At 67.3% G+C, this 25,640-nt stretch carries 25 protein-coding genes and 1 tRNA gene; 11 read left to right on the forward strand and 15 right to left on the reverse strand.

All coding sequences use genetic code 11. The features are described 5' to 3' along the window. The first annotated feature begins 183 nt into the window (after nt 1-183). The 4 genes from ACZ5MJ_RS18580 (at nt 184) to arfB (ending at nt 3,408) form a co-directional block, all read left to right on the forward strand. Nucleotides 184-259 (forward strand) — tRNA-Arg (locus ACZ5MJ_RS18580). A 645-nt stretch (nt 260-904) separates the two neighbouring features. After that, complete coding sequence (locus ACZ5MJ_RS18585; RefSeq protein WP_464221343.1) at nt 905-1,936, forward strand: phosphatase PAP2 family protein; 1,032 nt, start codon at nt 905-907, stop codon at nt 1,934-1,936. Between the two features lie 214 nt (nt 1,937-2,150). Continuing rightward, nucleotides 2,151-2,972, forward strand: coding sequence for a MipA/OmpV family protein (locus ACZ5MJ_RS18590; RefSeq protein ID WP_464221346.1), 822 nt, complete (start codon nt 2,151-2,153; stop codon nt 2,970-2,972). 31 nt (nt 2,973-3,003) lie between these two features. Continuing rightward, nucleotides 3,004-3,408 carry an alternative ribosome rescue aminoacyl-tRNA hydrolase ArfB gene (gene arfB, locus ACZ5MJ_RS18595; RefSeq protein WP_464221348.1) on the forward strand — a complete coding sequence of 135 codons (405 nt, stop codon included), beginning with the start codon at nt 3,004-3,006 and terminating at the stop codon, nt 3,406-3,408. Between the two features lie 9 nt (nt 3,409-3,417). Here the strand turns inward: arfB and htpX are convergent, their stop codons facing one another. Both htpX and ACZ5MJ_RS18605 read right to left on the reverse strand, forming a co-directional pair. Continuing rightward, nucleotides 3,418-4,296, reverse strand: coding sequence for a protease HtpX (gene htpX / locus ACZ5MJ_RS18600; protein ID WP_464221350.1), 879 nt, complete (start codon nt 4,294-4,296; stop codon nt 3,418-3,420). A gap of 126 nt (nt 4,297-4,422) precedes the next feature. Next, complete coding sequence (locus ACZ5MJ_RS18605; RefSeq protein WP_464221352.1) at nt 4,423-4,779, reverse strand: hypothetical protein; 357 nt, start codon at nt 4,777-4,779, stop codon at nt 4,423-4,425. A 186-nt stretch (nt 4,780-4,965) separates the two neighbouring features. Between ACZ5MJ_RS18605 and ACZ5MJ_RS18610 the strand changes: the two genes are divergently transcribed. The 3 genes from ACZ5MJ_RS18610 (at nt 4,966) to ACZ5MJ_RS18620 (ending at nt 7,002) form a co-directional block, all read left to right on the forward strand. Beyond that, the gene (locus ACZ5MJ_RS18610) at nt 4,966-5,433 is read left to right on the forward strand and encodes a Cd(II)/Pb(II)-responsive transcriptional regulator (protein WP_464221354.1); all 468 of its coding nucleotides are present in this window, start codon (nt 4,966-4,968) and stop codon (nt 5,431-5,433) included. A gap of 524 nt (nt 5,434-5,957) precedes the next feature. Continuing rightward, on the forward strand, nt 5,958-6,377 hold the full coding sequence (gene rnk, locus ACZ5MJ_RS18615) for a nucleoside diphosphate kinase regulator (RefSeq protein WP_464221356.1): 420 nt from the start codon (nt 5,958-5,960) through the stop codon (nt 6,375-6,377). A 271-nt stretch (nt 6,378-6,648) separates the two neighbouring features. Further along, nucleotides 6,649-7,002, forward strand: coding sequence for a hypothetical protein (locus ACZ5MJ_RS18620; protein ID WP_464221358.1), 354 nt, complete (start codon nt 6,649-6,651; stop codon nt 7,000-7,002). Nucleotides 7,003-7,229: 227 nt separating this feature from the next. On the opposite strand, the gene ypfJ is transcribed toward ACZ5MJ_RS18620, so the two are convergent. From ypfJ to gcl, 6 genes are all read right to left on the reverse strand, one after another. Beyond that, the gene (gene ypfJ, locus ACZ5MJ_RS18625) at nt 7,230-8,111 is read right to left on the reverse strand and encodes a KPN_02809 family neutral zinc metallopeptidase (RefSeq protein WP_464221359.1); all 882 of its coding nucleotides are present in this window, start codon (nt 8,109-8,111) and stop codon (nt 7,230-7,232) included. A 239-nt stretch (nt 8,112-8,350) separates the two neighbouring features. Then, the gene (gene pyk / locus ACZ5MJ_RS18630) at nt 8,351-9,814 is read right to left on the reverse strand and encodes a pyruvate kinase (RefSeq protein ID WP_464221360.1); all 1,464 of its coding nucleotides are present in this window, start codon (nt 9,812-9,814) and stop codon (nt 8,351-8,353) included. Between the two features lie 108 nt (nt 9,815-9,922). Continuing rightward, nucleotides 9,923-11,245, reverse strand: coding sequence for a glycerate kinase type-2 family protein (locus ACZ5MJ_RS18635; RefSeq protein WP_464221361.1), 1,323 nt, complete (start codon nt 11,243-11,245; stop codon nt 9,923-9,925). An 81-nt stretch (nt 11,246-11,326) separates the two neighbouring features. Continuing rightward, nucleotides 11,327-12,241 (reverse strand): 2-hydroxy-3-oxopropionate reductase, encoded by a 915-nt coding sequence (gene glxR / locus ACZ5MJ_RS18640; protein ID WP_464221362.1) that lies wholly within the window; start codon nt 12,239-12,241, stop codon nt 11,327-11,329. 57 nt (nt 12,242-12,298) lie between these two features. Continuing rightward, the gene (hyi, locus tag ACZ5MJ_RS18645) at nt 12,299-13,081 is read right to left on the reverse strand and encodes a hydroxypyruvate isomerase (RefSeq protein WP_464221363.1); all 783 of its coding nucleotides are present in this window, start codon (nt 13,079-13,081) and stop codon (nt 12,299-12,301) included. Nucleotides 13,082-13,192: 111 nt separating this feature from the next. Beyond that, nucleotides 13,193-14,977, reverse strand: a complete 1,785-nt coding sequence (gene gcl / locus ACZ5MJ_RS18650) for a glyoxylate carboligase (protein ID WP_464221364.1) — start codon at nt 14,975-14,977, stop codon at nt 13,193-13,195. 295 nt (nt 14,978-15,272) lie between these two features. Here gcl and ACZ5MJ_RS18655 point away from each other — a divergent pair, with 295 nt between their 5' ends. Further along, nucleotides 15,273-15,989, forward strand: a complete 717-nt coding sequence (locus ACZ5MJ_RS18655; RefSeq protein WP_464221365.1) for a hypothetical protein — start codon at nt 15,273-15,275, stop codon at nt 15,987-15,989. A 10-nt stretch (nt 15,990-15,999) separates the two neighbouring features. Here the strand turns inward: ACZ5MJ_RS18655 and ACZ5MJ_RS18660 are convergent, their stop codons facing one another. From ACZ5MJ_RS18660 to ACZ5MJ_RS18670, 3 genes are all read right to left on the reverse strand, one after another. Further along, a complete protein-coding gene (locus ACZ5MJ_RS18660) occupies nt 16,000-17,211 on the reverse strand; it encodes a M20 aminoacylase family protein (protein WP_464221367.1) in 1,212 nt (403 codons plus the stop codon). 26 nt (nt 17,212-17,237) lie between these two features. Beyond that, nucleotides 17,238-18,545: an MFS transporter gene (locus tag ACZ5MJ_RS18665; RefSeq protein WP_464221368.1), complete on the reverse strand. Its 1,308-nt coding sequence runs from the start codon at nt 18,543-18,545 to the stop codon at nt 17,238-17,240. Between the two features lie 137 nt (nt 18,546-18,682). Beyond that, nucleotides 18,683-18,895, reverse strand: a complete 213-nt coding sequence (locus tag ACZ5MJ_RS18670) for a hypothetical protein (protein WP_464221369.1) — start codon at nt 18,893-18,895, stop codon at nt 18,683-18,685. Here ACZ5MJ_RS18670 and ACZ5MJ_RS18675 point away from each other — a divergent pair. The 3 genes from ACZ5MJ_RS18675 (at nt 18,884) to ACZ5MJ_RS18685 (ending at nt 21,204) form a co-directional block, all read left to right on the forward strand. Next, nucleotides 18,884-19,834 carry a LysR family transcriptional regulator gene (locus ACZ5MJ_RS18675; RefSeq protein WP_464221370.1) on the forward strand — a complete coding sequence of 317 codons (951 nt, stop codon included), beginning with the start codon at nt 18,884-18,886 and terminating at the stop codon, nt 19,832-19,834. The two genes, ACZ5MJ_RS18670 and ACZ5MJ_RS18675, sit on opposite strands and share 12 nt — an antisense overlap. Before the next feature lie 63 nt (nt 19,835-19,897). Next, the gene (locus ACZ5MJ_RS18680) at nt 19,898-20,818 is read left to right on the forward strand and encodes a LysR family transcriptional regulator (RefSeq protein ID WP_464221372.1); all 921 of its coding nucleotides are present in this window, start codon (nt 19,898-19,900) and stop codon (nt 20,816-20,818) included. Nucleotides 20,819-20,835: 17 nt separating this feature from the next. Next, the gene (locus ACZ5MJ_RS18685; RefSeq protein WP_464221373.1) at nt 20,836-21,204 is read left to right on the forward strand and encodes a DUF2784 domain-containing protein; all 369 of its coding nucleotides are present in this window, start codon (nt 20,836-20,838) and stop codon (nt 21,202-21,204) included. A 10-nt stretch (nt 21,205-21,214) separates the two neighbouring features. Here ACZ5MJ_RS18685 and ACZ5MJ_RS18690 read toward each other — a convergent pair whose 3' ends face one another. The 4 genes from ACZ5MJ_RS18690 to ACZ5MJ_RS18705 form a co-directional block, all read right to left on the reverse strand. After that, nucleotides 21,215-22,051: a crotonase/enoyl-CoA hydratase family protein gene (locus tag ACZ5MJ_RS18690; RefSeq protein ID WP_464221374.1), complete on the reverse strand. Its 837-nt coding sequence runs from the start codon at nt 22,049-22,051 to the stop codon at nt 21,215-21,217. A 38-nt stretch (nt 22,052-22,089) separates the two neighbouring features. Next, nucleotides 22,090-23,751 carry a long-chain-fatty-acid--CoA ligase gene (locus tag ACZ5MJ_RS18695; protein WP_464221375.1) on the reverse strand — a complete coding sequence of 554 codons (1,662 nt, stop codon included), beginning with the start codon at nt 23,749-23,751 and terminating at the stop codon, nt 22,090-22,092. An 82-nt stretch (nt 23,752-23,833) separates the two neighbouring features. After that, nucleotides 23,834-24,613 (reverse strand): enoyl-CoA hydratase-related protein, encoded by a 780-nt coding sequence (locus ACZ5MJ_RS18700; protein WP_464221376.1) that lies wholly within the window; start codon nt 24,611-24,613, stop codon nt 23,834-23,836. A gap of 48 nt (nt 24,614-24,661) precedes the next feature. After that, nucleotides 24,662-25,465: an SDR family oxidoreductase gene (locus ACZ5MJ_RS18705; protein WP_464221378.1), complete on the reverse strand. Its 804-nt coding sequence runs from the start codon at nt 25,463-25,465 to the stop codon at nt 24,662-24,664. Nucleotides 25,466-25,640: the final 175 nt, after the last annotated feature.

The raw sequence follows: 25,640 nt of genomic DNA on the forward strand, positions 1-25,640 counted from the left end.
ATTATAGCGCCAAAGCCCCCCAGCCAGTGCCAAAAAGCGGCGGTTGCGAGACGTTCCCCGACGCCCGTGGCGGCCCCGCATGGACGGCGCCGGGTAAAAGCGGTATCCTATGCGACTTCTCTGCGGCAGCACTCGCCCGCCGCAACCGCTGTACCCGTAAAACCGGTTGCAAAACCGTCCTGTGCGCCCGTAGCTCAATGGATAGAGTACTGCCCTCCGAAGGCAGGGGTTGCTGGTTCGATCCCAGCCGGGCGCGCCAATCCCCACAAGGGATTCCCGCTTTTTTCCACCTGTGGCGTCAGGCAATAGATGTCAGAAATGACGGCATTTGCTTACGTCTGGTGACCCACTGCCCGCCGGACGCTCCCATCGCCGCTAAATTCCCACTCTCCCCGCGAGCTTCTTCAGGCCCGGAAAGTCAATAGGCTTCATGCGCATCTCGCCAGCCAGGGCGAATGCCGCACTTCGCCAGGTCGGCCAGGATCCGGGCGCGAGTCGGTGACTCCGCTCGTTTTACCACCTCTCGATGCGCTTGACGGTAGGCGTCGGATCCAGCTCCGGGCCCGTTCGATTCTGAGCTGATGCGCCTTTCAGGGAATCGGCTCGTAGGACAGGGGTGCTGTCGGGATTGAGTGGGTTGTCCATCGGCCAGACGGCCTACTGCTTCAGATTACTCTTGTATTCCAATACGGCCCGCTACCATCATCGCAACACGATCAGGTGTTTGCGTGCGCTACGAATCAAATAATGCGGCGGCAGAATCCTTCTTCGACGGGACTCGCAAATTGATTAGTTTCTGCCCGGGAACCAGCCCGCCATGTCGTGAACATCGGCACTGAACATTGCTGCGCAGCGCGGGCAAGCTGAAGAAAGACAAAATTGAACAGGATACAAGGGGGAGGGAATGCGCGAAATCGAAGTCGCCGGACATCCGAACGCCCTGAATGTCCCTATCGCCGCCCGCGTTCCGCTTTCTGCGTCCGCGTGCCTTAATATCGCCGCCTGGGCCACCCTCGTCGTCGTCGCCGCGGTCGATTACCTCTGGTTGCAACGAGCCGGATTCGCGGTGGCAACCGGGGCGATGGCGCAGCATACATCAGGTTCGCTGATAGTAGCCGTCTCAGCGGTCATCCTTCGTGGCATCTCTCGCCTATCGCGTTACTCTCAACTCGCACTGCGCTTCCATTTTCGCGAAGGTTGCGCGCTCGTGGACGCACTGGCGGTAATGATGCTGTTCACCTATGCAGCGCTCATCCTGCAAAACCTCTGTGTTTCTCTCGCCCCGCCGGTGATAGACAACGACCTGATCGCGCTCGATGCGATGCTCGGATTCCACTGGCCGGATCTGTACACATGGCAGACAAAGCACCATTTCGTCAGCGTCGCGCTCAGCAAAGTCTACCTGTCGTACACCTATCAGGTTGTGTTCACGATTATCGTGCTCGGGGTTACGAGGCGTACCGATGACCTTGCCGACTTTGTCTTGTTGTTCATGGCGGCAGCTGTTACCGTCATCTTGATCTCTGCGCCGTTTCCGGCATCCAACCCGATGATTCACTTCGGTTTCTCTGGCGCGCCTCAGGAATCGCCGTGGTCGCAGTTCTACGCGCTGCGCGCAGGCGAGATGACCGTTTTCGATCTGGACGCGGGGCAGGGGCTTATATCGATGCCGTCCCTCCACGCTGCTGATGCCGTATTGTTCGCCTATGCAGTGCGGCATGTCCGATGGGTCTTTCCGGCTTCCGCGGCGCTGAATATCGCAATGATCTACTCGGCGATCCCGTTTGGCGCCCATTACCTTGTCGATATTTTTGCGGGAATCTTGCTCGCAGGGCTCCTGATCGTTCTATTGCGCCGCTGGCGGGGATACGCGTCACAGCAATCCGAACAAGGGCGTCCCAATGACAAAATACTGACATCGAACATTTTGCGCTAGTTGCGCGCGATTTTCGCTGTCTGGCATCAGGGATGAAGCCCCGTAACGCCACAGATCCGCCCTGGTACGACCTCCCGCGGTGCGGCTTGGCTTATATCGCCCACTGAAAACTTTCAGAACGCGCCTCGCCGTAGCGCGCCCCGGTGCTGATAAATTCACCCGATCCAAGCAAGCTGGGCGCGCCGTGCCGCGTGCGGCGCCTCGGGGAACCACCATGGCGATCTCAACGATGCCCCTGCGCCGGGCGCTGGCAGCACTGGCGCTCACGGCGGCTGCAGCGACCTCTGCGGACGCGATGCCGCTGAGCCTGCCCGGCTCCCTGCCCAATATGGTCGGGCTGGGTATCGGCTCCACCACTGAGTTCGCGGGCGGCAAGGACCGCATGGTCGGCGTGGTGCCTGGCCTGCGCTATGTCACGCCGGGTGGCCGGCTGCTGGAATGGTATGGGCCCTATGCCCAGTTCAACTTCGGCGGGCTGACCGGGTTCCAGTGGGGGCCGGCGGCAGGATTGCGGCTGGGCCGCAGCAATGTGGACGATCCCGTGGTGTCGCGCGTGCATGAGATTGACACCACCGTCGAGGCCGGCGGGTATATCGGCTACGAATACCTGAACGAAGGCCGCATCCCCTGGCGGCTGCGAGGCGGTGTCAACGTGATGACCAATGCCGGCGTCGTCTATGGCGGCACGCATGTCGCTGCAACGGGTTCGCTCTGGGTGCCGCTGCACCCGCGGGTCTACGCGGGAGTCGGGCTGGGCGCGACGTGGGTCAGCGGCAGTTTCAACCGCACCTATTTCGGCGTCACCCCGTCGGATTCGGCGGCCAGCGGGCTGCCGGTCTACAACCCGGGCGGCGGCCTGGAACAGTTCACCGGCTGGCTGGCGCTGATCTGCCAGTTCGACAAGCACTGGTATGGCGGGGCGATGGTGTACGGCCAGCGCCTGACCGGCGATGCCGCCGACAGCCCCATCGTGACCCAGCGCGGTACGCGCAACCAGATCACTTATGGCGTCGGCATCGGTTACTCGTGGCGTTAGCGGGCGCCGGGGCGCTTGCTATGATGCGGCCATGACCGACGACCTTGTCATCCCCCACCACGAATACCTGATCACCGCGATCCGGGCGCAGGGTGCGGGCGGCCAGAACATCAACAAGGTGTCCAATGCCGTGCATCTGCGCTATGACGTGCGCGCGTCCTCGCTCGCGCCCGACCACCAGGAGCGCCTGCTGGCGCTGCATGACCACCGCATTACGCGCGATGGCGTGGTGGTGATCAAGGCGCAGCAGTTCCGCAGCCTGGACCAGAACCGCGACGAAGCGGTGCGGCGGCTGCACGAACTGGTGCGCAGCGTGGCCGTGCCGCCGCGCGTGCGCCGGCCCACACGGCCGACGCGGGCGTCGCGCCAGCGCCGGCTGGAAAGCAAGAGCCAGCGCAGCGAGGTCAAGTCGCTGCGCGGCCGCGTGTTCGACTGAACCCTGGTATCAGCGCGCCGACTGCAGCGCGGCAATGCGCTGCTCGATCGGCGGGTGGCTCGAGAACAGCGCCATCCACGACTTGCCGCCGGCGATGCCCATTGCCTGCATGTTCTGCGGCAGTCCGTCCGGCTCCAGGCCGCCCAGGCGGCGCAGTGCGGCCACCATCGGCGTCGGCGTGCCCATCATGCCGGCCGCGCCCGCATCGGCGCGGAACTCGCGGCGGCGCGAGAACCAGGCCACGATGATGCTGGCCAGGATGCCGAACACGATCTCGCAGACAACCACCGTGACCATGTAGCCGATGCCCGGGCCGCGCGATTCCTCGTCGTTCTTGCGCAGCATCGAATCGACGAAGTAGCCGACCACGCGCGCCAGGAAGATGACGAAGGTATTGACCACGCCCTGGACCAGCGTCAGCGTGACCATGTCGCCGTTGGCCACGTGCGCGACCTCGTGCGCCAGCACGGCTTCCACTTCCTCATGGGACATCGATTGCAGCAGGCCGGTGGATACCGCCACCAGCGAGCTGTTCCTGGTCGCGCCGGTGGCGAAGGCGTTGGGTTCGCCTTCGTAGATGGCCACTTCCGGCATCGGCAGGCCGGCGCGCTGCGCCAGCTTCTCGACGGTCTGCACGAGCCATAGCTCGGTGCTGGTGCCGGGATGGGTGATGACCTGCGCGCCGGTCGACCATTTGGCGATGGTCTTGGACATCAGCAGCGAGATAAAGGCGCCGCCGAAGCCCATCAGGGCGGCGAATGCCAGCAGCATGCCCAGGTTCAGGCCGTTGGCGGTCAGGTAGCGGTTCACCCCCAGCACGCTGGCGGTGATGCTGAGGACAAGCATGACGGCGAGGTTGGTCGCCAGGAAAAGCAGTACGCGTTTCATGTGTGTGTGGAGCAGTGGTGTGTCGAGCGGATACAGCAAGGATGCGGACCAGCCGCAGGCGCGCGCAGCACGGTGAGGCGCGGCGCGCAGGAACAGGCGGGCGCGGGCGGGCCGCGCCAGTGGGAATCAGGCGCGCGGCGGGCGCGGCAGCCTTGGCAGGTCGGGTTCGGGCAGCGGGGCGCCGGCATAGTGCGGCGGCCCGGCGCGGCCGGCCCAGGCCGCCAGGCGCAGGGGGGATGGCGGCAGCAGTTGCTCGGCCAGGTCGGCGCCGGGCTGCCACTGCGGCTCCGCGGACTCGGGTGCCGGCGACGGGTTGCCCGTTGCGGCGGCTTCGACAGCCTCGTCGTCGACGATGGCGGCTGCGGGCGCGGACGGGACTTCACCGGTGCTCGCCGCGGCGTGCGCGAACGCGGCGGCCCAGCCCGGCAGGGGCAGGAAGACCAGCATCATGACCAGCAGGAGTAGCCGGATGGAGCGCACCACGGGGGACGGTTTATCGGTAGAAGTCGAAGGAATTCTACAGGATGCCGCCTGGTGCAGGCGCCGTCCGCAACGGCGTCGCGCCGGGAATGCTTGCCGCGTCCGGCACTTCTGCAAGAGGCATGAGACTGGCCTACACTAGCGATAACCCTGTAGTAGTTACAGGGTGTAACGCGAAGGACCAATCACATGCGCATCGGCGAACTCTCCCGTACCAGTGGCTGCGACGTCGAGACCATCCGCTATTACGAACGCGAAGGGTTGCTCGACGCGCCCCGGCGCGAGGCCAACGGCTATCGCCGCTACGACGACGGCCACCTGGTGCAGCTGAATTTCGTGCGCCACTGCCGGTCGCTGGGCATGAGCCTGTCGGACGTGCGGCGGCTGCGCGAGTTCGAGCGCAACCCGTCGCAGGATTGTGGCGACATCAACTCACTGCTCGATCGCCAGATCGCCCAGATCCACGCCCAGCGCGTGGCGCTGGAGGCGCTGGAAGGGCAGTTGCGCGTGCTGCGCGAGACCTGCCGCCACCACCAGCCCGCCAGCGGGTGCGGCATCCTGCAGAACCTGCAGCAGGCCGCCGCCGGTGCCGCGTGCGAATGCCATGCCGGCACGCATGAAGCGGCACATGAAGCTGGCCATGCCTCCAATGGGTGACACCAACGTGCGCGCTGCTGTGCTACGATGGTTGTTCCCGGATTCGCACCAGCACGGTGCACAGATCCGGCGGCAGCGAAGCTGGTGAGCGATGACTTACCTGGCTTGCCAGTGCAGAGAAGCTGCCGCTGCCCTAATCCTACTTTCCGCATGACCATGACTGATCGCCTGACGCCGATGCCCGACGCGCCTGCCCGCCTGATGCGGACCGGCCGCGCGCACGCGTTCGCGATCGCCACGGCCAGCAGCCTGCCCCAGCGCGCCACGCGCGCGATGTCTCCCCGCCGGATCAGCGCACCGCCTGATTCCGCCCGGTTCCCAGCCTGATTCGTCTCCCAAAGCGGGGCCCGGGCCGAACCGGGCCCGAGCCAGCGTTTCCGCTGTTGCCGGCAATCGCCGCAAGGCTTTCGCCGATCCGTTGATGTCCGCGCTGCCGCGCGGCATGCCAAACCTGCAAGACCTGACCGCCGCCGCCTGCCATGTTGGCCGGGCCGCGCCAACCCATGACTGCCGGAGGACCCGCCATGACGGCCGCCAAGACCCATTCCGTTGCCCTGTACCTGACCGACCTCGACGTCACCCGCCTGGAGCGCATCGCCAGCCGCGCCGGCTCGGCCCAGCTGGAGGACATGCTCGACAGCCTGCTGGCGCGCGCCACCATCGTCGCGCCGGAAGAGATTCCCACCGATGTGGTCACCATGAACACCCGCGTGGTGTGCAGCCTGCCGGGCGAGCAGGCCCCGCGCAACTGGACGCTGGTCTACCCCGATGCGGCGGACTTCGATGCCGGCCGGTTGTCGGTGCTGTCGCCGGTGGGGCAGGCGTTGCTGGGCGCGCGCGCCGGGCAGACCGTCAGCTACCGCCTGCCCGACGGCCGCGAGCAGCAGGCAAGTGTTGTCGAGATCGCCTTCCAGCCGGAAGCCAGCGGCCAGTACACCCTTTGATCCGGCGCTGATCCCGCCCTGGCGCGTGCCGCCAGGGCCACGCGCGCGCGCGCCGTGCGGCTTGTTCCCGGCGATCCGCGGACACCATTCATCGGCAAGCCTGTCGTTTCACGACTCGCAACACACCATTCGTCGCAGCGGTATTTCTGCTTGCGTGGACTGTGACTAATCTTCAGTCCGTGCTCGTATCGCAACATAGATTGCAGAGCGGCCGGAGCCTCTTCCCGGTCCATACAAGAAAGCAAGACGAAATCAGTTGAAGGAGTCCCAAATGATCGCCAGACGTATCCTCGGCGGCGCGCTCGTGTTCGCGGCGGTAGCCGCGTCCGCTGCAGCGTTGGCTGCCCCCGCTACTGCCAGCAAGGTTGGCAAGTTTGATGTGTATGCCGACGCGCTGCGGGTCGGCAAGTACGACGTGTATACGGACGGCGCCAAGCAAGGCAAGTTCGATACGTACACCGACGGGGCCCGCGCCGGCCGCTTCGACCCGTACTCGGAAGGTTCGCGCCGCGGCAAGTTCGACAGCTTCAGCGAAGGCGCGCATAGCTTCACCGGTGAAATTGCCGATCGCGCGCTCGACAACTCGCGTACGGGCGACGGTTCGCTCTACGGCTATCGCGTCTGACCCCCCATACGGTCTTCAAGGGTCTTCCTGAAGCACCCAGGCGGCCACTACGGTGGCCGCAAGTTTTCTCTCCCGCCTGCCCGGCCGACCTCCTCCTCCTTCTCTCTTCGCCTGGCAGGCGCTTTTCTATTCTGTGATCCCGCTGCGGCATCCGCGTGCATGCGTCTGCCTCGGACAACGCCAGCAGCACATGCCGGACCTTCCGGAGGCCGGGGCAGGCTCCGTGCTTACAGGTCGCGCGACGCGAAGGTGTCGCACTTGCGGAGATCGCCGGACTCGATGCCGCGGCGCAGCCAGCGCACGCGCTGTTCGCTGGAGCCATGGGTAAAGGCCTCCGGCACGACATAGCCCTGCGCCTGGCGTTGCAGCCGGTCGTCGCCGATCGCGGCGGCGGCCTTCAGGCCTTCCTCGACATCGCCCGGTTCCAGCAGCTGCTGGTTGGCACGCTGCGCGGTGGTGGCCCAGACGCCGGCCAGGCAGTCAGCCTGCAGTTCCATGCGCACTGACAGCTGGTTGGCCTGCGCTTCGCCCATGCGGCGGCGCGCGCTGTCGACCTTGTCCGATACGCCCAGCAGCTTCTGCACATGGTGGCCGATCTCGTGCGCGATCACATAGGCCTGGGCGAAGTCGCCGCCCGCGCCGAAGCGCTGGCGCAATTCGTCATAGAAGGCCAGGTCGAGATAGACCTTCTGGTCACCGGGGCAGTAGAACGGGCCCATCGCCGACTGGCCGGTGCCGCAGGCCGTGGGCGTCGCACCCGAGAACAGCACCAGCGTGGGCGGCACATAGCGGCGGTTCAGCTGAGTTTCAAAGATGTGCTGCCAGGTGCGCTCGGTATTGCCCAGCACCTTGCGCGTGAACACGGTCATGTGGTCTGTCGCCGGCGGGCGGTTCACCTGCTGATGTTGCTGCTGCTGCGGGCCGGAGCCCTGCAGCACCGAGGCGCCCTGCATGATCAGCCTCGGGTCGATGCCGAAGAAATACGACGCAGCCAGCGCAATGACGATGGTGCCGATGCCGATGGTCTTGGGCCCGGCGCCGAACCCGCCGCCGAATCCGCCGCGGCGGTCTTCAACGTTCTGGCTTTCGGCTTCGTCATCTAGGCGCATGGGGGCTCCGAAACAGGGGGAGTTCGACTTGAAAGGGGTGCCAACCAGTATAGCAATCCGGCGGGTGGCACTGCCTGCGCCGGCAGCCAGCGGCATCCAGGCGCACAATAAAAAAAGACACCACCCACTTGCCCTGGAGACGGGCAACGCAGGCGGTGTGCGGCAAAACAAAGAAACCGGGCTTGCACCCGGTTCCGTGATGATCAGAGCGTTCCGGGACGGGAACGCAAGCGGCGTTGTCAGGCCAAGGCAGCCTCACGCGCAACCGGTGCGGCTGCCGCCGCGCTGGCGCCCACTTCGGCGACGCGCAGCAGGTTGGTGGTTCCACCCTGTCCGAACGGCATGCCCGCGGCAATGGTGATCTGGTCGCCCGGTACGGCGTAGCCTTCGGCCACCGCCGCGCGCGTGGCGGCTTCGACCATTTCGTCCACGCTCTGCACATCCGGGCTGACGGTGGAGTGGATGCCCCACGCAATCGCCAGGCGGCGCGCGATTTCCAGGTTGGGCGTGATGCTGACGATCGGCGCGCACGGCCGCTCGCGCGCGGCGCGCAGCGCGGTGGCGCCCGAGGACGTATAGGTCACCGTCGCGGCCGCGCCGATGATCTGCGTGACTTCGCGCAGCGCCGCGCAGATTGCATCCTGGCGCGTGTTCAGCGGGGTCTCGTGCTGGGCGTCGAGCAGGTTGCGGTAGAGCGGATCACGCTCCACCTCGGTGACGATGCGGTTCATCATCGACACCGCCGGCACCGGGTAGCGGCCGTTGGCCGACTCAGCCGACAGCATCACCGCATCGGCGCCTTCATAGATGGCGCTGGCCACGTCCGACGCTTCGGCGCGCGTCGGCACCGGCGAGTCGATCATCGATTCCAGCATCTGCGTGGCGATCACCACCGGCTTGCCCAGCTGGCGGCACACGCGCAGGATGCGCTTCTGCACGCCGGGCACGCGCTCGGGCGGCAGCTCCACGCCGAGGTCGCCGCGCGCCACCATCACGGAATCGGACACGCGCACGATCTCTTCCAGCTGCTGCAGCGCGGCCGGCTTTTCGATCTTGGACAGGATGCCGGCACGGGTGCCGACAATCTCGCGCGCCTCGACGATGTCCGACGGGCGCTGCACGAACGACAGGCCGATCCAGTCGGCGCCCAGCGACAGCGCGAAGTCCAGGTCCTTGCGGTCCTTCGCGGTCAGCGCGGGGATGGGGATCACGGCGTCGGGCACGTTCACGCCCTTGCGGTCGGACAGCGTGCCGTTGTTGACCACGCGCGTGCTGATGGTGCCGGTGGTCACGGCTTCGATCGACAGGCGTACCTTGCCATCGTCGATCAGCAGCGACTGGCCCGGCTGCGCGGCGGCGAACAGTTCGGGGTGCGGCAGGTAGACGCGGGTGCCGTCGCCCGGCGTGGGATCGCTGTCGAGCACGAACACGTCGCCGGTACGTACCGCGACCTTGCCCGCGGCGAAGGTGCCGATGCGCAGCTTCGGGCCCTGCAGGTCGGCCAGGATGGCGATCGGGCGGCCGGTCTCGGCCTCGACCTTGCGCACGGCGTCATAGCGCGCGCGATGGTCTTCGTGCGTGCCGTGGCTGAAGTTGAGCCGGAACACGTCGGCGCCCGCCTCGAACAGTTCGCGGATCACCGCGATGTCGGTGCTTGCGGGTCCAAGCGTGGCTACGATCTTCGCTTTGCGCTGGCGTCTCATGATGTCTCCTCTTCCATTCTCGGACGGCGCGCCACGTGGCGCGCCGGGTAATGCTGTTCAGGTGAACTACAGCTTCGGTACGACGGTACTGCGCTGGCTGCCGCGGGCTTACACGATCAGGATCGCGCGGAAGTCATTCACGTTGGTACGCGTCGGGCCGGTGACGATCAGGTCGTCGACGCCGGCAAAGAAGCCATAGCCGTCGTTGTTATCCAGGTGCGCGCGCGCCGACAGGCCGCGCGCGCCGGCGCGCGTCAGCGTGTCCGGCGACAGCATCGCACCGGCGTTGTCCTCGGAGCCGTCGATGCCGTCGGTGTCGCAGGCGATCGCGTGCACGCCGGGCAGGCCGTCGAGCGCCACCGCCAGCGACAGCAGGAACTCCGCATTGCGCCCGCCACGGCCCTTGCCGCGCACGGTCACGGTGGTCTCGCCGCCGGACAGGATCACGCAGGGCTTGCTGAAGGGCTGGCCGCGCTGCGCAACCTGGCGCGCAATGGCGGCATGCACTTCGGCCACTTCACGCGCTTCGCCTTCGATGCAGTCGGACAGGATGTGGGCCTCGTAGCCCAGTTCACGCGCGCGCGCGGCTGCCGCTTCCAGCGATTGCTGCGCGGTGGCCAGTGTCACGTGACGGTGGCCGTCGAAGCGGGCATCGCCGGGCTTGGGCGTTTCGCCAGCGCCGCTTTCCAGGTGGGCGCGCACGTTCGCGGGGACTTCAATGCCGTACTTGGCGATGACGGCCAGCGCGTCGGCGCAGGTGGTCGCATCGGGCAGCGTCGGGCCGCTTGCGATCAGGGTCGGGTCATCGCCGGGAATATCGGAAATCAGCAGCGTCTCGACGCGTGCCGGGGCGCAGTGCAGCGCCAGGCGGCCGCCCTTGAGGGCCGACAGGTGCTTGCGCACGCAGTTCATTTCGCCGATGCTGGCGCCGCTCCTGAGCAGCGCCTTGTTGATGGCCTGCTTGTCGGCCAGCGTCAGGCCGGGCGCAGGCGCGGCCAGCAGGGCCGAGCCGCCGCCGGAGATCAGGCACAGCACCAGGTCGTCGGCGCTCAGGCCCTGCACCAGTTCCACCATGCGTTGCGCGGCGCGCTGGCCGGCTTCGTCGGGAACGGGGTGGGCGGCTTCCACCACTTCGATGCGCTTGCAGTCGGCACCGTGGCCGTAGCGCGTCACCACCAGGCCCGACAGCTCGCCTTGCCAGTTGGCCTCCACAGCCTGCGCCATCGCGGCGGCGGCCTTGCCGGCACCGATCACCACGGTGCGGCCCTTGGGCGGCGCGGGCAGGTGCGGCGGCAGGCAGTGGCTGGCGCTGACGGAAGCGACCGCGGTATCGAACAGGTCGCGCAGCAGCGCGCGGGGACTGATCTGTTCGGGATGGCCTGCCGGGCGCTGGGGCGACAGCAGGGCGGCTTGGGGTTCGGTGGCGAGCATGAGGAATCCTGGTACTGACTGGGTACAGACTGACAGCGAAAGCGTGTCGTCCCCGCGGGGCGGGGACGACGGAGTTACTGCTTACTTGGCGATCTGGTGGTTGGACATGATCTCGATCGCGCGGCACAGGGCCGAGTGGTCCTGCTTGCCCAGGCCGTTGGCCGAACAGGTGTTGAACAACTCCTGCGCGGTGGCGGTGTTGGGCAGGGCCACGCCCAGCGCCTTGGCACCCTGCAGCGCCAGGTTCAGGTCCTTCTGGTGCAGTTCGATGCGGAAGCCCGGGTCGAAGGTGCGCTTGACCATGCGCTCGCCGTGCACTTCCAGGATGCGCGAGGCGGCGAAGCCGCCCATCAGCGCCTGGCGCACCTTGGCCGGATCGGCACCGGCCTTGGAGGCGAACAGCAGGGCTTCGGACACGGCCTGGATATTCAGCGCGACGATGATCTGGTTGGCCACCTTGGTAGTCTGGCCGTCGCCGTTGCCACCGACCAGCGTGACGTTCTTGCCCATCAGGTCGAACAGCGGCTTGACCTGGTCATAGGCTTCCTGCGGGCCACCGACCATGATCGTCAGCGACGCAGCCTTGGCACCCACTTCACCGCCCGACACCGGCGCGTCCAGGTACGAAGCACCCAGCTTGTTGATGCGCGCGGCGAAGTCCTTGGTGGCGATCGGCGAGATCGAGCTCATGTCGACCACGATCTTGCTGTGGCTGGCTTCCTTGCCGGCAGCCTTGAATGCGGCGGCCACGCCCTTTTCGCTGAACAGCACGGCTTCGACGTGCGGGGTGTCCGGCACCATGATGACGATGATGTCGGCACGCTTGGCGACTTCCTCGGCGCTGGTGCAGACGGTCACGCCTGCATCGACCAGCGCTTGCGGGGCCGGGTTGACGTCATGCACGAACAGCGTGTGGCCGGCGGCGCGCAGGTGGCCCGCCATCGGTGCGCCCATGATGCCCAGGCCGATGAAGCCGACGTTGCGTTGGTTTGCCATATTGATGTCTCCTTGAATGAGCTTAGGTCTGTCTTGGTTGGCGTAGGTGGTAACCGGTTACTGCACGCCGTGGTCGGCGCGCCAGCCCAGGCCGGCTTCGGTCGTGGTCTTCGGCTTGTACTCGCAGCCGATCCAGCCGTTGTAGCCGATCTCGTCCAGGAACTTGAACAGGAAGTGGTAGTTCAGCTCGCCGGTTCCCGGCTCGTTGCGGCCCGGGTTGTCGGCCAGCTGCACGTGCTTGATCTTGGGCAGGTTGGCCTTGATGGTGTTGGCGATTTCGCCTTCCATCCGCTGCATGTGATAGATGTCGTACTGCACGTACAGGTTGGGCGCGTTGACCTGCTTGATCAGGTCCAGCGCCTGCTGCGTGCGCGACAGGAAGAAGCCGGGGATGTCGAAGGTGTTGATCGGCTCGATGAGCAGGTCGATATGCTCGGCGGCCAGCGCGCTGGCGGCGAAGCGCAGGTTTTCCACCAGCGTTTCCTGCGCCTGCTCGCGCTTGACGTTCTGCGGCTGGATGCCGACCAGGCAGTTCAGCTGGCGCACGCCCAGCACCTTGGCGTACTTGATGGCCTCGCCCACGCCGTCCTGGAATTCGCCGACGCGGTCCGGGTGGCAGGCAATGCCGCGCTCGCCCGCGTCCCACTTGCCGGCGGGCAGGTTGTGCAGCACCAGGTCCAGCTGGAAGCGGTTCAGGCGGTCAGCGATCTGGTCCGCGTGGAACGCATACGGGAAGAGGAATTCCACGCCGCGGAAGCCCGCGCGCGCGGCGGCTTCGAAGCGGTCGAGAAAACCCACTTCGTTGAACAGCATGGTGAGGTTGGCCGCAAGTTTAGTCATGAGTCTCTCCGGTTTAGTTGTGTTGTCGTTCTGCCGGTGCAGAACCGGTGATGCAGGGGCGCTGGATTTGCGCGGGCCGTAGCCCGCGCTTCCATGTTGGAATGGTGTTGCTTACGCCGTTTCCACTTCTTCCTTCAGGATCGCTTCCTCGATGTCCTCGAGGTCTTCGATCGGCTCGAACTCGTTGACGTTGTCGATCTCGGTACCCATCGCGATATTGGTCACGCGCTCCAGGATCACCTCGACCACCACCGGCACCGAGAACTCGGCCATCAGGTCGCGCGCTTCGGCGAAGGCCGGGGCGATGTCTTCCGGCTTGAACACGCGGATCGCCTTGCAGCCCAGGCCCTCGACCACCTTGACGTGGTCCACGCCGTAGCCGTTCAGCTCAGGGGCGTTGACGTTGTCGAAGGCCAGCTGCACGCAGTAGTCCATCTCGAAGTTGCGCTGCGCCTGGCGGATCAGGCCGAGGTAGGAGTTGTTCACCACCACGTGGATGTACGGCACCTTGAACTGCGCGGCCACGGCCAGCTCTTCGATCATGAACTGGAAGTCGTAGTCGCCCGAGATCGCCACCACGTCCGAATCCGGCGAGGCGGTCTTCACGCCGATCGCGGCCGGGATGGTCCAGCCGAGCGGGCCGGCCTGGCCGCAGTTGATCCAGTGGCGCGGCTCGTTGACCGACAGGAACTGCGCGGCGGCGATCTGCGACAGGCCGATGGTGCTGACATAACGCACGTCGCGCGGGAAGTACTGGTTCATCTCGCGGTACACGCGCTGCGGCTTGACCGGCACGTTGTCGAAGTCGCTCTTGCGCTGCATGGTGCGGCGGCGCTTCTGCACGTCGGCCACCCACGACTTGCGGCACGGCAGGCGGCCGGCCATCTTCATTTCGCGGGCGACTTCGACGAACAGCTCCAGCGCGGCCTTGGCATCCGACACGATGCCAAGGTCCGGGCCGAACACGCGGCCGATCTGGGTGGGCTCGATATCGACGTGCACGAACTTGCGGCCCTTGGTGTAGACATCGACGCTGCCGGTGTGGCGGTTGGCCCAGCGGTTGCCGATGCCCATCACGAAGTCCGAAGCCAGCAGGGTGGCGTTGCCGTAGCGGTGCGAGGTCTGCAGGCCGACCATGCCGGCTTGCAGCGGGTGGTCGTCGGCCAGCACGCCCCAGCCCATCAGGGTCGGCACCACCGGCACGTTGACCAGCTCGGCGAACTCGACCAGCAGTTCCGACGCGTCGGCGTTGATCACGCCGCCGCCGCACACGATCAGCGGGCGCTCGGCCGCGTTCAGCATGGCGATGGCCTTCTCGATCTGGGCACGCGAGGCCGCCGGCTTGTACGGCTGCAGCGACTGGTAGGTGTCCACGTCGAATTCGATCTCGGCCACCTGCACGTCGAACGGCAGGTCGATCAGCACCGGACCCGGACGGCCCGAACGCATGATGTGGAAGGCCTGCTGGAACACCTGCGGCACCAGGGCCGGCTCGCGCACGGTCACGGCCCACTTGGTCACGGGCTTGGCGATCGATTCGATATCGACAGCCTGGAAGTCTTCCTTGTACAGGCGCGCGCGCGGGGCCTGGCCGGTAATGCAGAGGATGGGGATCGAATCCGCCCAGGCCGAGTACAGGCCGGTGATCATGTCGGTGCCGGCGGGGCCCGAGGTACCGACGCAGACGCCGATATTGCCGGGTTCGGCACGGGTGTAGCCTTCGGCCATGTGCGAGGCGCCCTCGACGTGGCGGGCCAGCACGTGATTGATGTTGCCCGACTTGCGCATCGCCGAGTAGAACGGGTTGATGGCCGCGCCCGGCACGCCGAATGCCGTGGTCACGCCTTCCTTCTCCAGCACGGCGATTGCCGCGTCGATTGCTCTCATCTTTGCCATGATCTTGTCTCCGGTAATGGTGGGAATTTCGCTGGAGTCGATCCTATTCCCGCAAGCGGGGTGGGATAAACAGAAGGGAGATCAGTTGATTCGATACCTGGGGTACGCAATTTCGCCTTGGATGCCTGATCGGACGGTCTGCGGACGTACGCCGGGGTACGCAATTGGATATATGGTGTGACGGTGCGCGCACGAAGCGCAGCGGTGGGTACGGGCCGGCGCACTTGCAGCGGCCGGTGATCCGCCGTTGCGCGGTGCGGCAAAATGGCGGGGTTCCTCGCCATCCGGGCCGACCATGTATTCCAGGCTGCCGTCTACCTACGAACTGCTTGAAGCGCTCAACGCGCCCACGCCGCGCGCGCCGGCTGCCGACCCGGCGCGCGCCAGCCGCCCCGGGCGCATGCTGTGGGCAGCCTTTATCGCCGCGCTGCTGGCGACCCTGCTGAGCGGCGCGGCCCTGGCTGTCTGGCGGCTATGGCTGAAACATCCGCTGCCGCTGTGGTCGCTGCGCACCTTCGAGGCGCTGCTGGCCTTGTCGGCCGCCTGCTATGTGGGTACGGGGCTGGCGCACTCCGGCACGGTACTGGCCAGGCTGCGCAACCCGCTGCGCTGGCAGGCGGCGGAGATGGACCGCCAGCGCGCGGCCGAAGACGCGCTGCTGCGGCAGCTTGCGCGCATCCCGCCGGCGCAGCTGGCAGCGCGGCAGCGGCGCGTGGCCCTGCAACTGCGGCTATGGGAGGGGGCGGCGCGCACGGTGGGGCTGCTGCTGGCACTGGCGCCCGCCGCCGCGGTGCTGGCCAGCGCCTGGCGCACACTGCCGCTTGCGCAGCAGATGGTGCCGATGCTGCTGTGGGGCTATGGGGTGATGCTGGTCGCCGGCGGCGCCAGCTACCTGTACCTGCACGTGCAGTGCAGTCGGCCGTTGCGGCGGCTGGCTTATGTGCTGGGCGAGGCCGCGCAGATGAATGCCGAGCTCGACGCGCGCCGGGGCGCAGGGCCCCGGCAAGCGTGATCAGCCGTGATCACGCCGCAAGATAGGTCTGCACCAGCCGCACCCAGGCCGCCGCGCCCAGCGGCAGCACCGCGTCGTTGAAGTCATAGCCAGGGTTGTGCACCATGCAGCCGCCGAATTCGCCTTCGCCGTTGCCCAGGATCAGGTAGCAGCCGGGCACGGCATTCAGCATCCACGCAAAATCCTCGCTGCCGTTGAGTCCCTTCGGCGCCTGCGTGACCACGTTGGCGGCGCCGACCAGCTCGGTACAGACGCGCTGTGCCAGCAGCGTTTCGGCCTCGGCGTTGACCATCGGCGGCGTCAGCTGGCGGTAGTCGATCTGGGCTTCCACGCCATGCGCCTGCGCGGTCAGCGCGACGATCTCGCGGATGCGCTGCTCGACCAGTGCGCGCGTGTCGGGCCGCGCGGCGCGCACGTTCAGGCCCAGCGTCACGGTTTCCGGGATCACGTTGTGTGTGGCGCCGCCGCGGATAAAGCCGACCGATACCACCGCGGTGTCGTCCGGCGCGACATTGCGCGCGACCACGGTCTGCAGCGCGGTGACGATGGCGGCCGCCGCCGCGATCGGGTCGCGCGCGCGATGCGGCATCGCGCCGTGCCCGCCCACGCCGCGCACGGTCACGTCGGCCACGTCCGACGACAGGCTTACCGGTCCCGGCAGCACGCGGAAGGAGCCCGCGGGCACGCCCGGCATGTTGTGCAGCGCAAAGATTGCGTCGCACGGGAAGCGCTCGAACAAGCCGTCCTCGATCATCGCGCGCGCGCCGCACAGGTTCTCTTCGTCAGGCTGGAAGATCAGGTTCAGCGTGCCGTCGAAGTCAGGCTTGTCGGCGATCGCCCTGGCCGCGGCCAGAAGGATCGCGGTATGGCCGTCGTGGCCGCATGCGTGCATCTTGCCGGGCACGCGGCTGGCGTAGGGCAGGCCGGTGGCTTCGACGATCGGCAGCGCATCCATGTCGGCGCGGATGCCGAGGCGCCGCGTGCCGCTGCCGCGCCTGAGCTGCCCCACCACACCGCTCTTGCCGACGCCGGTGTGGACCTCGTATCCCCATTCGGCCAGCAGCGTCGCCACCAGATTGCTGGTTGCGCCCACTTCGAAGCCCAGCTCCGGCTGCGCGTGGATCTGGCGGCGGATGCCGACGAAGGTGTCGGCGTCGATGCCGATGGCGGGCAGCAGGTGCGGCAGGTACTGGAATGGCTTGAGTGTCGGGGCGCGGGTCATGGGTCGGTTCTCCGGAATGGTTGACTTCAATGGGCGCGGGTTTCGCGGATGCGCGATACGGCCAGCAGCGTGATCACGCCGCACACCAGCATGTAGAGGGCGGGCGACATCGGATTGCCGGTACGGGCCAGCATCCAGGTCACGATGAACTGCGACGAGCCGCCGAACACGGTCACGCCCACGCTGTAGATCACCGACAGGCCGCTGGCCCGCACGCCGGCGGGCAGCATTTCAAGCATCATCAGGAACATCGGCGTGGTGCCCAGGTTGACCAGCGCGGTCAACAGCGCCGACACGCACAGCACCAGCGGCACGCTCGGATAGGCATTGATCAGCCAGAAGGCCGGATAGACCGCCAGCATGCTGAGCACCAGCGAGGCCACCACCAGCGGCTTGCGCGCGGTGAGCCGGTCGGCCAGGCGGCCGGCAAACAGTGACACCGCAGTCAGCGTCAGCCCGGTGACGCAGCCGGACAGGAACGACAGCGACGCCGGCATATGCAGCACGCGGATCATGTAGGTGGGCATGAAGAACACCACCAGGTACATGGTGGCCGTGCCCGCGGTGGTCGCCAGGATGCCCTTGAGCACGGTGGCCCAGTGGTTGCGGAACAGCTCGCCGAGCGGGCTGGGCGAGTCGGCATCGGCCTGGTGGGTTTCATCGAGATGTGCGCGGATATACAGCCCCACGGGTGCGATCAGCAGGCCAACCAGGAAGGGCAGGCGCCAGCCCCAGCTTTCCAGCGACGCGGTGGGCAACACCGCATACAAGGTGGCGCCGGTCAGCGCGCCCAGCATCGCCGAGATGCCCTGGCTGCCAAGCTGCCAGCTCACGCGCCAGCCGCGGCCCTTGACGCCGCCTGCCTCCATCAGCATCGCGGTGGAGGCGCCGATCTCGCCGCCGAGCGAGAAGCCCTGCAGCAGCCGGCCGGCCAGGATCATCAGCGAGCCGAAGATGCCGGCCGACGCATACGGCGGCGCCAGCGCGATGCACAGCGTGCCCGCCACCATCAGGCCGATGGTCAGCGTCATCGCCGACTTGCGTCCGCGCCGGTCAGCGTAGCTGCCGATCAGCACGCCGCCGAGCGGGCGCATGACAAAGCCGATGCCGAAGGTGGCCACCGCCAGCAGCAGCGAGCCATAGGCGCTGTCGGAGGGAAAGAACAGCTTGCCGATCAGCAGCGAGAAGAAGCTGTAGACGGTGAAGTCGAACATCTCCAGCGCATTGCCCAGCGAGCACGCCGCGATCAGGTGGAACTGGCTTTGCGTGCGGGGGGCGCTGGCGGCGGGAGCGGCGGCGACGGTGGCGGGTGTCGCGAGGGTGGCGTCGTTCATGCATTGTCTCCACGAACTGGTGGGGGCGGCACGCGCGGGGGGCTGGTGTATTTGAGTCCCGACGAGAAGGTTCGCGTGGCAGTCAGGTTGGCAACCTGTGGCGCTGAGTATTCAGGCAAACGGGCCGGGACAAAAAATCATATATTTTCATCCTGATAACCAGATCGAATCACCGTCATAACTGGTGCAGTCCCGGTATCGGGATAACTACTGAAGGTGGCCGGCAAGACCCAGGCGGGCGCGGTTTGGACCGTGGCAGTGCGCGATGCGGCGCCCGCGCTGCCCCGCGCCGGGGCATGGCGCACGGCAGCCTGGAACAGGAACAGGAAGCGGAAACGATGAAACTGCATCAACTGCGGGTCCTGCTGGCCGTGGCCGAGCACGGCAGCATCCACGAAGCGGCGCGCGCGCTGCATATCTCGCAGCCGGCGCTGTCCAAGGCGATCGCCGAGCTGGAGCGCGAGCTGGGCGTCACGCTGCTGTCGCGCTCGGTGCGAGGCGTCAGCCTGACCGCGTACGGGCTGGCGCTGGTCAAGCGCGCCAGCGTGGTCGAGCAGGAGCTGCGGCATGCGCTGGAAGACATCGAATCGATCCGCGGCCATGCCGAGGCCGAGCTCAACATCGGCTTCACCGCGGTGGCCTCGAGCGGCCCGCTGCCCGCGGCCATGGCGGCGTTTCGGCAACGCTTCCCGAACGTGGCGCTGCGCGCCTTCGAGTTGCGCCCGCAGCAGATCCAGGAAGGCCTGCGCGAAGGGCGGCTGGACCTGGGGCTGATTTCCACCAACAGCGGCCCGGGCTCGGCCTCGCTGCAATGGGAGCCGCTGTTCTCGGTGGGCATGAAGCTGGCGGTGCGCGCCGGGCACCCGCTGCGGCGCGCGCGACGGCTGCGGCCGCTGCACGACGCCGACTGGCTGGTGCTGGATCCGGTCGACGATGCCGGCAGCCCGCTGGCCAGCCTGATGCGGCTGCACCGGATGGAAATGCCGCGCCGGGTGGTGCAGAGCGCGTCGAACCTGCTCGGGCTGCAACTGGCCACTCGTACCGACCTGATCAGCATGTGGTCGGACTTCGTCTTCCATGGCACCGGCGGCCCGCTGCAGCTCGCCAGCGACCAGTTGGTAGCGCTGCCGATCCAGGACGAGCTGCCGGATTTCCACGTATTCCTGGTCTATCGCTCAGTCGACCTGATGACGCATGTCTGCGCGGAATTCAGCCGGGAAGTGCGGCATTATGCCTTCGAACGCCGCGGCGGCCCGCCCGCCATGCGCTGGGCCCGATCCGCGTCATAAGCGCCGCCCGGATGCCAAGGCGGCGCCGATGCCGCACAATGGCGCCCGGGAGACGAATATCCGATGGACAAACTCAAGCAAATCGAAGCCTTTATCGCCGTGGTGGAGCACGGCAGCATGGCGGCCGCGGCGCTCACGCAGAACGTGACGCCGGTGATGATCGGCCGCCGCATCAACGCGCTCGAAGCCCGCATCGGCGTCAAGCTGCTGCACCGGTCCACGCGCCGCATCGCCGTGACCGAGCAGGGCGCGGTGTTCATGGAGCAGTGCAAGAAGGCGCTGGCCGACCTGGACCGCGCCGAGATGCTGATCGCCGAAGGCAAGCACAAGGCCACCGGCCACCTGATCGTGTCGGCACCGGCGGCGTTCGGACGCAAGCACGTGGCGCCGCACGCGCCGGCGTTCCTGGCGGCCAACCCGGAAGTGCAGATTTCCTTCAACCTGACCGACCGCGTGGTCGACCTGGTGCGCGAAGGCTATGACGTGGGCATCCGCATCGGCGGCGCCATCGACCCGAACTTTGTCGCGATCAAGCTGGCGTCGAACAAGCGCGTGGTGTGCGGCACGCCGGCCTACTTTGCGAAGCATGGGGTGCCGCAGACGCTGGACGACCTGGCCCAGCACAACTGCCTGGCGTTCAACCTGCAGGGCGGCCAGCAGCGCGGCTGGTACTTCAGCCAGAACGGCAAGGCCGTGACCGTGCGCGTCAACGGCAACCTCGACTGCAACGACGGCGAATTGCTGCACCGCTGGACCGGCGAGGGCCTGGGCCTGGGCTGGCGCTCGACCTGGGAGATCCTGCCGCAGCTGGAGAGCGGCGAGCTGATCACGGTGCTGGACGAATACGCGCTGCCCGCCTACGACATCCTTGCCGTGTACCCGCAGCAGCGCCCGGTGCCGGCCAAGATCCGCTTCTTCATCGAGCACCTGAAGGCGCAGTTCGCGCGTCCGGGCTACTGGATGGACACGGCGGGCGACAACTGAGGCCGCTGCCGGGCGCGATGCCGATCACAGCCTGGCTGGCCGACCTGGTGGTCATCGTGCACGGGCTGTTTATCGTGTTCGTGGTGGCGGGCGGCCTGCTGGTGTTGCGCTGGCCGCGCGTCGCATGGCTGCACCTGCCCGCGGCGGCGTGGGGCGTGCTGATCGAATGGTCCGGCTGGATCTGCCCGCTGACGCCGCTGGAAAACACGCTGCGCCAGGCCGCGGGACAGGCCGGCTACAGCGGTGGTTTTGTTGAACGCTACCTGTTGCCGCTGATCTATCCGGCGGGGCTCACGCCCGCGGTGCAGCTGTGGCTGGGCCTGGTGGTGCTGGCGGTCAATGTGGCGGCCTATGCGCTGTGGTGGCGCCGCCGGCGCCACCACTGAGGGCGCTGCTTCAGCCCGCGGGCTCGAAGCGCGGCGCGCGCTTCTGCATATTGGCCAGCACCGCCTCGCGCTGGTTGGGCGAGCCGACCAGCCGGTCCTGCTCGTCGGACTCGGCCTGCAGGATGGCGGCGTTGTCGCCGCGCTCCACCACCGCCATCAGGCGCTTGGCCGCACGGATCGCGTGCGGGTTCTTCTGCGCTGCCTGGCGCGCGGCTTCCAGCGCCGCGGCGCGCGGGTCGTCGGCCAGGTAGGTGCCCAGGCCCAGTTCGCAGGCTTCGGTGCCGCTCAGCACGCGCGCGCTGTAGATCAGCTCGCGCAGCACGTCGGGGCGCACCAGCTCGCGCGTAAGCACCATGCCGGCCATGTCGGGCACCAGCCCCCACTTCATTTCCATCACCGACAGCCTGGTATCGGGCGCGACATAGCGCACATCCGCACCCAGCGCCACCTGCAGCCCGCCGCCAAAGGCCACGCCGTGGACCGCGGCAAACACCGGCACCGGCAGTTCGCGCCAGACCATGCAAGCGTACTGCGGGCGATTGGAAATGCCGTTGGTGCGCTTGCCGAGGCGGCCGGCGCCAATGCTGTCGTTGTGGGATTCACCGCCACCGTCGGACAACATGCCGGCCATGCGGTCCATGTCCAGACCCGCGCAGAAGGCGCGGCCTTCGCCTGACAGCACCACCGCGCGCAGGTCGGGCATGCGCGCGAGTTGCTCGCCGGTCTCGATCAGGGCGTCGAACATGGCCTGGTCGAGCGCGTTCATCTTGTCCGGGCGGTTCAGGCGGACATCGGCGACGCCGCCTTCGATCGTGACGAGGATACGTTCGTTGCTGCTGGCGCTCATGCGTGGGCTCCTTGGGATGCGAATTCTGTGTTGGGTGGCTATGCGGTGCGCGCTGTGTCGGTGGCCGGCAGCACGTAGTCCCGATAGGTCTCGCGCAGTTTCACCTTGAGCAGCTTGCCGGTGGCGGTATGGGGCAGGGCATCGACAAAGACCACGTCCTCGGGCACCCACCAGCGCACCATCTTGCCGGCCAGATAGTCCAGCAGCTCGGCCGCGCTGACGTCGTGGCCAGGGCGCTTCACCGCCACCAGCAACGGCCGCTCCTGCCACTTGGGATGGGGCACGCCGATCACCGCGGCCTCGGCCACCGCGGGGTGGCCCATGGTGGCGTTCTCGACATCGATCGACGAGATCCATTCGCCGCCGGACTTGATCACGTCCTTGGCGCGGTCCACGAGCTGCACATAGCCTTCGGGGTCGATATTGGCGACGTCGCCGGTGTCGAACCAGCCGTCGGCGTCGAGCGCGCTGGCTTCCGCCTTGAAGTAGCCCGAGGCGATCCACGGGCCGCGCACCTTGAGCCGGCCGAAGGCAATGCCGTCGTGCGGCAGCACGTTGCCGGCATCGTCCTCGATACGCAGCTCAACGCCCCACAGCGCGCGGCCCTGCTTGAGCTGCACCTTCAGCCGGGCGGCATCATCCAGTTCCGCATGCTGCGGCAGCAGCGTATTGATGACGCCGATGGGGCTGGTCTCGGTCATGCCCCAGCCTTGTACCAGGCGCGCGCCGAACTGCTTTTCGAAGCGCTGGATCATCGCGGCCGGCGCGGCCGATCCCCCCACGCCCGCGACCTTGAGCTGCAGCTGTGACGGGTCGATCTCGGGATGGGCGTCGAGATACTGGAACAGCATCAGCCAGACCGTCGGCACCGCGGTGGAGTAGGTCACGCGCTCGTCGCGCAGCAGCCGGTACACGCTTTCGCCGTCCAGGTGCTGCGCGGGCAGGACCATCTTGGCGCCGTTCATCGCGCAGGCGTAGGGCTGGCCCCAGGCGTTGGCATGGAACAGCGGCACGATCACCAGGATGGTGCTGTCCGGGCCGACGCCGAAGGTATCCGTCGCGCTCGCCTTCAGGCTGTGCAGCACGGTGGAGCGGTGCGAGTACAGCACGCCCTTGGGGTTGCCGGTGGTGCCGGAGGTGTAGCACAGCGACGAAGCGGTGCGCTCGTCGAACTGCGGCCAGGCGTAGTCATCGCTGGCGGCGTCGAGCAGGTCTTCATAGCACAATGCATCGGGCACGCCGGCCGCCACCACGGCGGGCATCTGCGCGCGGCCGGTCATCGCAACGTAGTGCCGCACGCTGGTCAGCTGCGGCGCCAGTTGCGCCACCAGCGGCGCGAAGGTGGTGTCGAAGCACAGCACGCGGTCTTCCGCGTGGTGGATGATGTAGGCGATCTGCTCAGGAAACAGCCGCGGGTTCACGGTATGCAGCACCGCGCCCGAGCCCGAAACGCCGAAGTAAAGCTCCAGGTGGCGATGCGTGTTCCATGCCAGCGTGCCGACGCGCTCGCCCGGCTGCACGCCGAGCGCGGCCAGTGCGTTCGCGACGCGCCTGGCGCGCCGGTGCACGGTCTCGTAGTTGCTGCGCACGGTGTCGCCTTCCACCGTGCGCGAAACGATCTCCTGTCGCGGGTGGTACGTCGCGGCGTATTCGATCAGCGAAGAAATCAACAACGGACGGTCTTGCATTAGGCCAAGCATGATGCGTCTCCTTGTGCTGTTTTCCCTGGCCCCGGGGACGCCTGTCACCCGGGGATGCTGCAAACGGCGAAGGCGCTGGCGCTCAGCAGCCCTTGAACTGCGGCTTGCGCTTCTCCATGAAGGCGGCCACGCCTTCCTTGCAGTCTTCGCTGCGGCTGGCGCGCGACTGCAGCGTGGCTTCCACTTCGAGCTGCGCGGCCAGGTCGTTGTCGAAGCTCTGGTTCAGGGCTTCCTTGATCATGCCGTAGGCCATGGTCGGCATGGTGGCCAGGTGGCGGGCCAGCTTGCCGGCCTCGTCCTGGAGCGCGTCGTCGGCGTGGACCTTCCACACCAGGCCGATGCGCTGGGCTTCCTCGGCATCGATCTTCTCGGCCAGGATGGCCAGCGCGCGGGCGCGCATCTCGCCGGCATAGCGCGGCACGAAGTAGGTGCTGCCGGCGTCCGGGATCAGGCCGATCTTGGAGAATGCCTGCAGGAAGCTGGCCGAGCGGGCCGCCAGCACCACGTCGCCCGCCAGCGCCAGGCTCATGCCGGCACCGGCGGCCACGCCGTTGACGGCGGTAACGACCGGCTTGGGCATCTGGCGCAGCGCCATGATGATCGGGTGGTAGCGCTCGCGCAGCAGCGCGCCGGAATCGGTGATGCCGTCCTTGCCGCGCGCGGCCAGGTCGGCGCCGGCGCAGAAGCCACGGCCCGCGCCGGTCAGCAGCACGGCGCGCACGCTGGCGTCGCCGGCGGCGCGCTCCACGCCCTCGCGCAGTTCGCGCATCAGGTCGCCGTTCAGCGCGTTGAGCACGTCCGGGCGGTTCAGGGTCAGCGTGGCCACGCCTTCGCTGGCTTGATAGAGGACGGATGCGGTCATGGTGGTTCTCCTTGTTGCTTGGTCGTGGTTCGGTGCGGGTGCGGAAATTTATTGCGGCTTCTTCAGCGCGTCGGCGGAGGCGTCGCCCAGCTTGCTGCCGCCGTCGCAGTCGAGGATGGTGCCGGTGACGTAGCGGGCGTTGTCGCTGCTCAGGTACATCGCGGCATCGGCGATATCGTCCTTGGTGCCGTAGTCGCGCAGCGCCAGGCGGGCCTTGTAGCGGGCCTCCATCTCGGGCGTGGGCGCCAGCCGCGCCATGCCTTCGGTGTCGGCGATCGGGCCGGGCGAGATGCCGTTCACGCGCACCCCGGCCGGGCCCCATTCCATGGCCAGGCATTTGATCAGCATGTTGATGCCGGCCTTGGCGGCGCAGGCATGGGCCTGGAACATCATGGCGTTGACCGCCTGCGGCGCGGTGATCGCGATCAGCGACGCACCCGGCTTGCTCAGATGGTCGAAGCTGGCGCGGAATACGTTGAAGGTGCCGAGCAGGTCGATATCGACCACGGTCTTGAAGGCATTGGCCGACATGCCCACCACCGGCGCCAGGAAGTTGCCCGCGGCGCCGGAGATCACCACATCGATCGGCCCCAGTTCGTCCCGGGCGCGCGCAAAAGCGGCTTCCAGGGCGGCGTAGTCGCGCACGTCGGCGGCCATGCCGATGGCGGTGCCGCCGGCCGCGGTGATGGTGTCGGCGGCGGCCTGGATGCGCTCGGCGGTGCGGCTGATCAGCGCCAGCCTGGCGCCGGCGCGCGCGAAGCCGTGCGCGATGCCGAGGTTGATGCCGGACGAGGCGCCGGCGACGAATACGGTCTTGCCGGCAAAGGCGTCGGGGCGGAAGGCACTGGGCATGGGTAGTCCTCTCGATCGATGGTCAGGCGATGCGGGCCGCGATCCGGCGTCAGGCCGGCCCGTGGCGGGGCGAAATGCAGGGGAGGTCTAGCGACGGCGGCGTGACAGCACGGCAGGTATTGCGCGATGGCGCATGAAGGTCTCCATGTTTCTGTTCTGGTGCGCGTCCGCCCGG

The sequence above is a fragment of the Cupriavidus sp. LA-1 genome, assembly GCF_055385985.1.

Bases quoted from the DNA above. Each gene is read 5' to 3' on its own strand.
- ACZ5MJ_RS18590 (WP_464221346.1), top strand. From the start codon at position 2,151: ATGGCGATCTCAACGATGCCCCTGCGCCGGGCGCTGGCAGCACTGGCG.
- ACZ5MJ_RS18655 (WP_464221365.1), top strand. From the start codon at position 15,273: ATGTATTCCAGGCTGCCGTCTACCTACGAACTGCTTGAAGCGCTCAAC.
- ACZ5MJ_RS18695 (WP_464221375.1), bottom strand. From the start codon at position 23,751: ATGCTTGGCCTAATGCAAGACCGTCCGTTGTTGATTTCTTCGCTGATC.
- ACZ5MJ_RS18670 (WP_464221369.1), bottom strand. From the start codon at position 18,895: ATGCAGTTTCATCGTTTCCGCTTCCTGTTCCTGTTCCAGGCTGCCGTG.
- htpX (WP_464221350.1), bottom strand. From the start codon at position 4,296: ATGAAACGCGTACTGCTTTTCCTGGCGACCAACCTCGCCGTCATGCTT.
- ACZ5MJ_RS18675 (WP_464221370.1), top strand. From the start codon at position 18,884: ATGAAACTGCATCAACTGCGGGTCCTGCTGGCCGTGGCCGAGCACGGC.
- ACZ5MJ_RS18680 (WP_464221372.1), top strand. From the start codon at position 19,898: ATGGACAAACTCAAGCAAATCGAAGCCTTTATCGCCGTGGTGGAGCAC.
- ACZ5MJ_RS18585 (WP_464221343.1), top strand. From the start codon at position 905: ATGCGCGAAATCGAAGTCGCCGGACATCCGAACGCCCTGAATGTCCCT.
- ACZ5MJ_RS18705 (WP_464221378.1), bottom strand. From the start codon at position 25,465: ATGCCCAGTGCCTTCCGCCCCGACGCCTTTGCCGGCAAGACCGTATTC.
- gcl (WP_464221364.1), bottom strand. From the start codon at position 14,977: ATGGCAAAGATGAGAGCAATCGACGCGGCAATCGCCGTGCTGGAGAAG.
- ACZ5MJ_RS18635 (WP_464221361.1), bottom strand. From the start codon at position 11,245: ATGCTCGCCACCGAACCCCAAGCCGCCCTGCTGTCGCCCCAGCGCCCG.
- ACZ5MJ_RS18700 (WP_464221376.1), bottom strand. From the start codon at position 24,613: ATGACCGCATCCGTCCTCTATCAAGCCAGCGAAGGCGTGGCCACGCTG.
- hyi (WP_464221363.1), bottom strand. From the start codon at position 13,081: ATGACTAAACTTGCGGCCAACCTCACCATGCTGTTCAACGAAGTGGGT.
- ypfJ (WP_464221359.1), bottom strand. From the start codon at position 8,111: ATGCGCCTAGATGACGAAGCCGAAAGCCAGAACGTTGAAGACCGCCGC.
- glxR (WP_464221362.1), bottom strand. From the start codon at position 12,241: ATGGCAAACCAACGCAACGTCGGCTTCATCGGCCTGGGCATCATGGGC.
- ACZ5MJ_RS18685 (WP_464221373.1), top strand. From the start codon at position 20,836: ATGCCGATCACAGCCTGGCTGGCCGACCTGGTGGTCATCGTGCACGGG.
- arfB (WP_464221348.1), top strand. From the start codon at position 3,004: ATGACCGACGACCTTGTCATCCCCCACCACGAATACCTGATCACCGCG.
- rnk (WP_464221356.1), top strand. From the start codon at position 5,958: ATGACGGCCGCCAAGACCCATTCCGTTGCCCTGTACCTGACCGACCTC.
- pyk (WP_464221360.1), bottom strand. From the start codon at position 9,814: ATGAGACGCCAGCGCAAAGCGAAGATCGTAGCCACGCTTGGACCCGCA.
- ACZ5MJ_RS18660 (WP_464221367.1), bottom strand. From the start codon at position 17,211: ATGACCCGCGCCCCGACACTCAAGCCATTCCAGTACCTGCCGCACCTG.
- ACZ5MJ_RS18610 (WP_464221354.1), top strand. From the start codon at position 4,966: ATGCGCATCGGCGAACTCTCCCGTACCAGTGGCTGCGACGTCGAGACC.
- ACZ5MJ_RS18620 (WP_464221358.1), top strand. From the start codon at position 6,649: ATGATCGCCAGACGTATCCTCGGCGGCGCGCTCGTGTTCGCGGCGGTA.
- ACZ5MJ_RS18665 (WP_464221368.1), bottom strand. From the start codon at position 18,545: ATGAACGACGCCACCCTCGCGACACCCGCCACCGTCGCCGCCGCTCCC.
- ACZ5MJ_RS18690 (WP_464221374.1), bottom strand. From the start codon at position 22,051: ATGAGCGCCAGCAGCAACGAACGTATCCTCGTCACGATCGAAGGCGGC.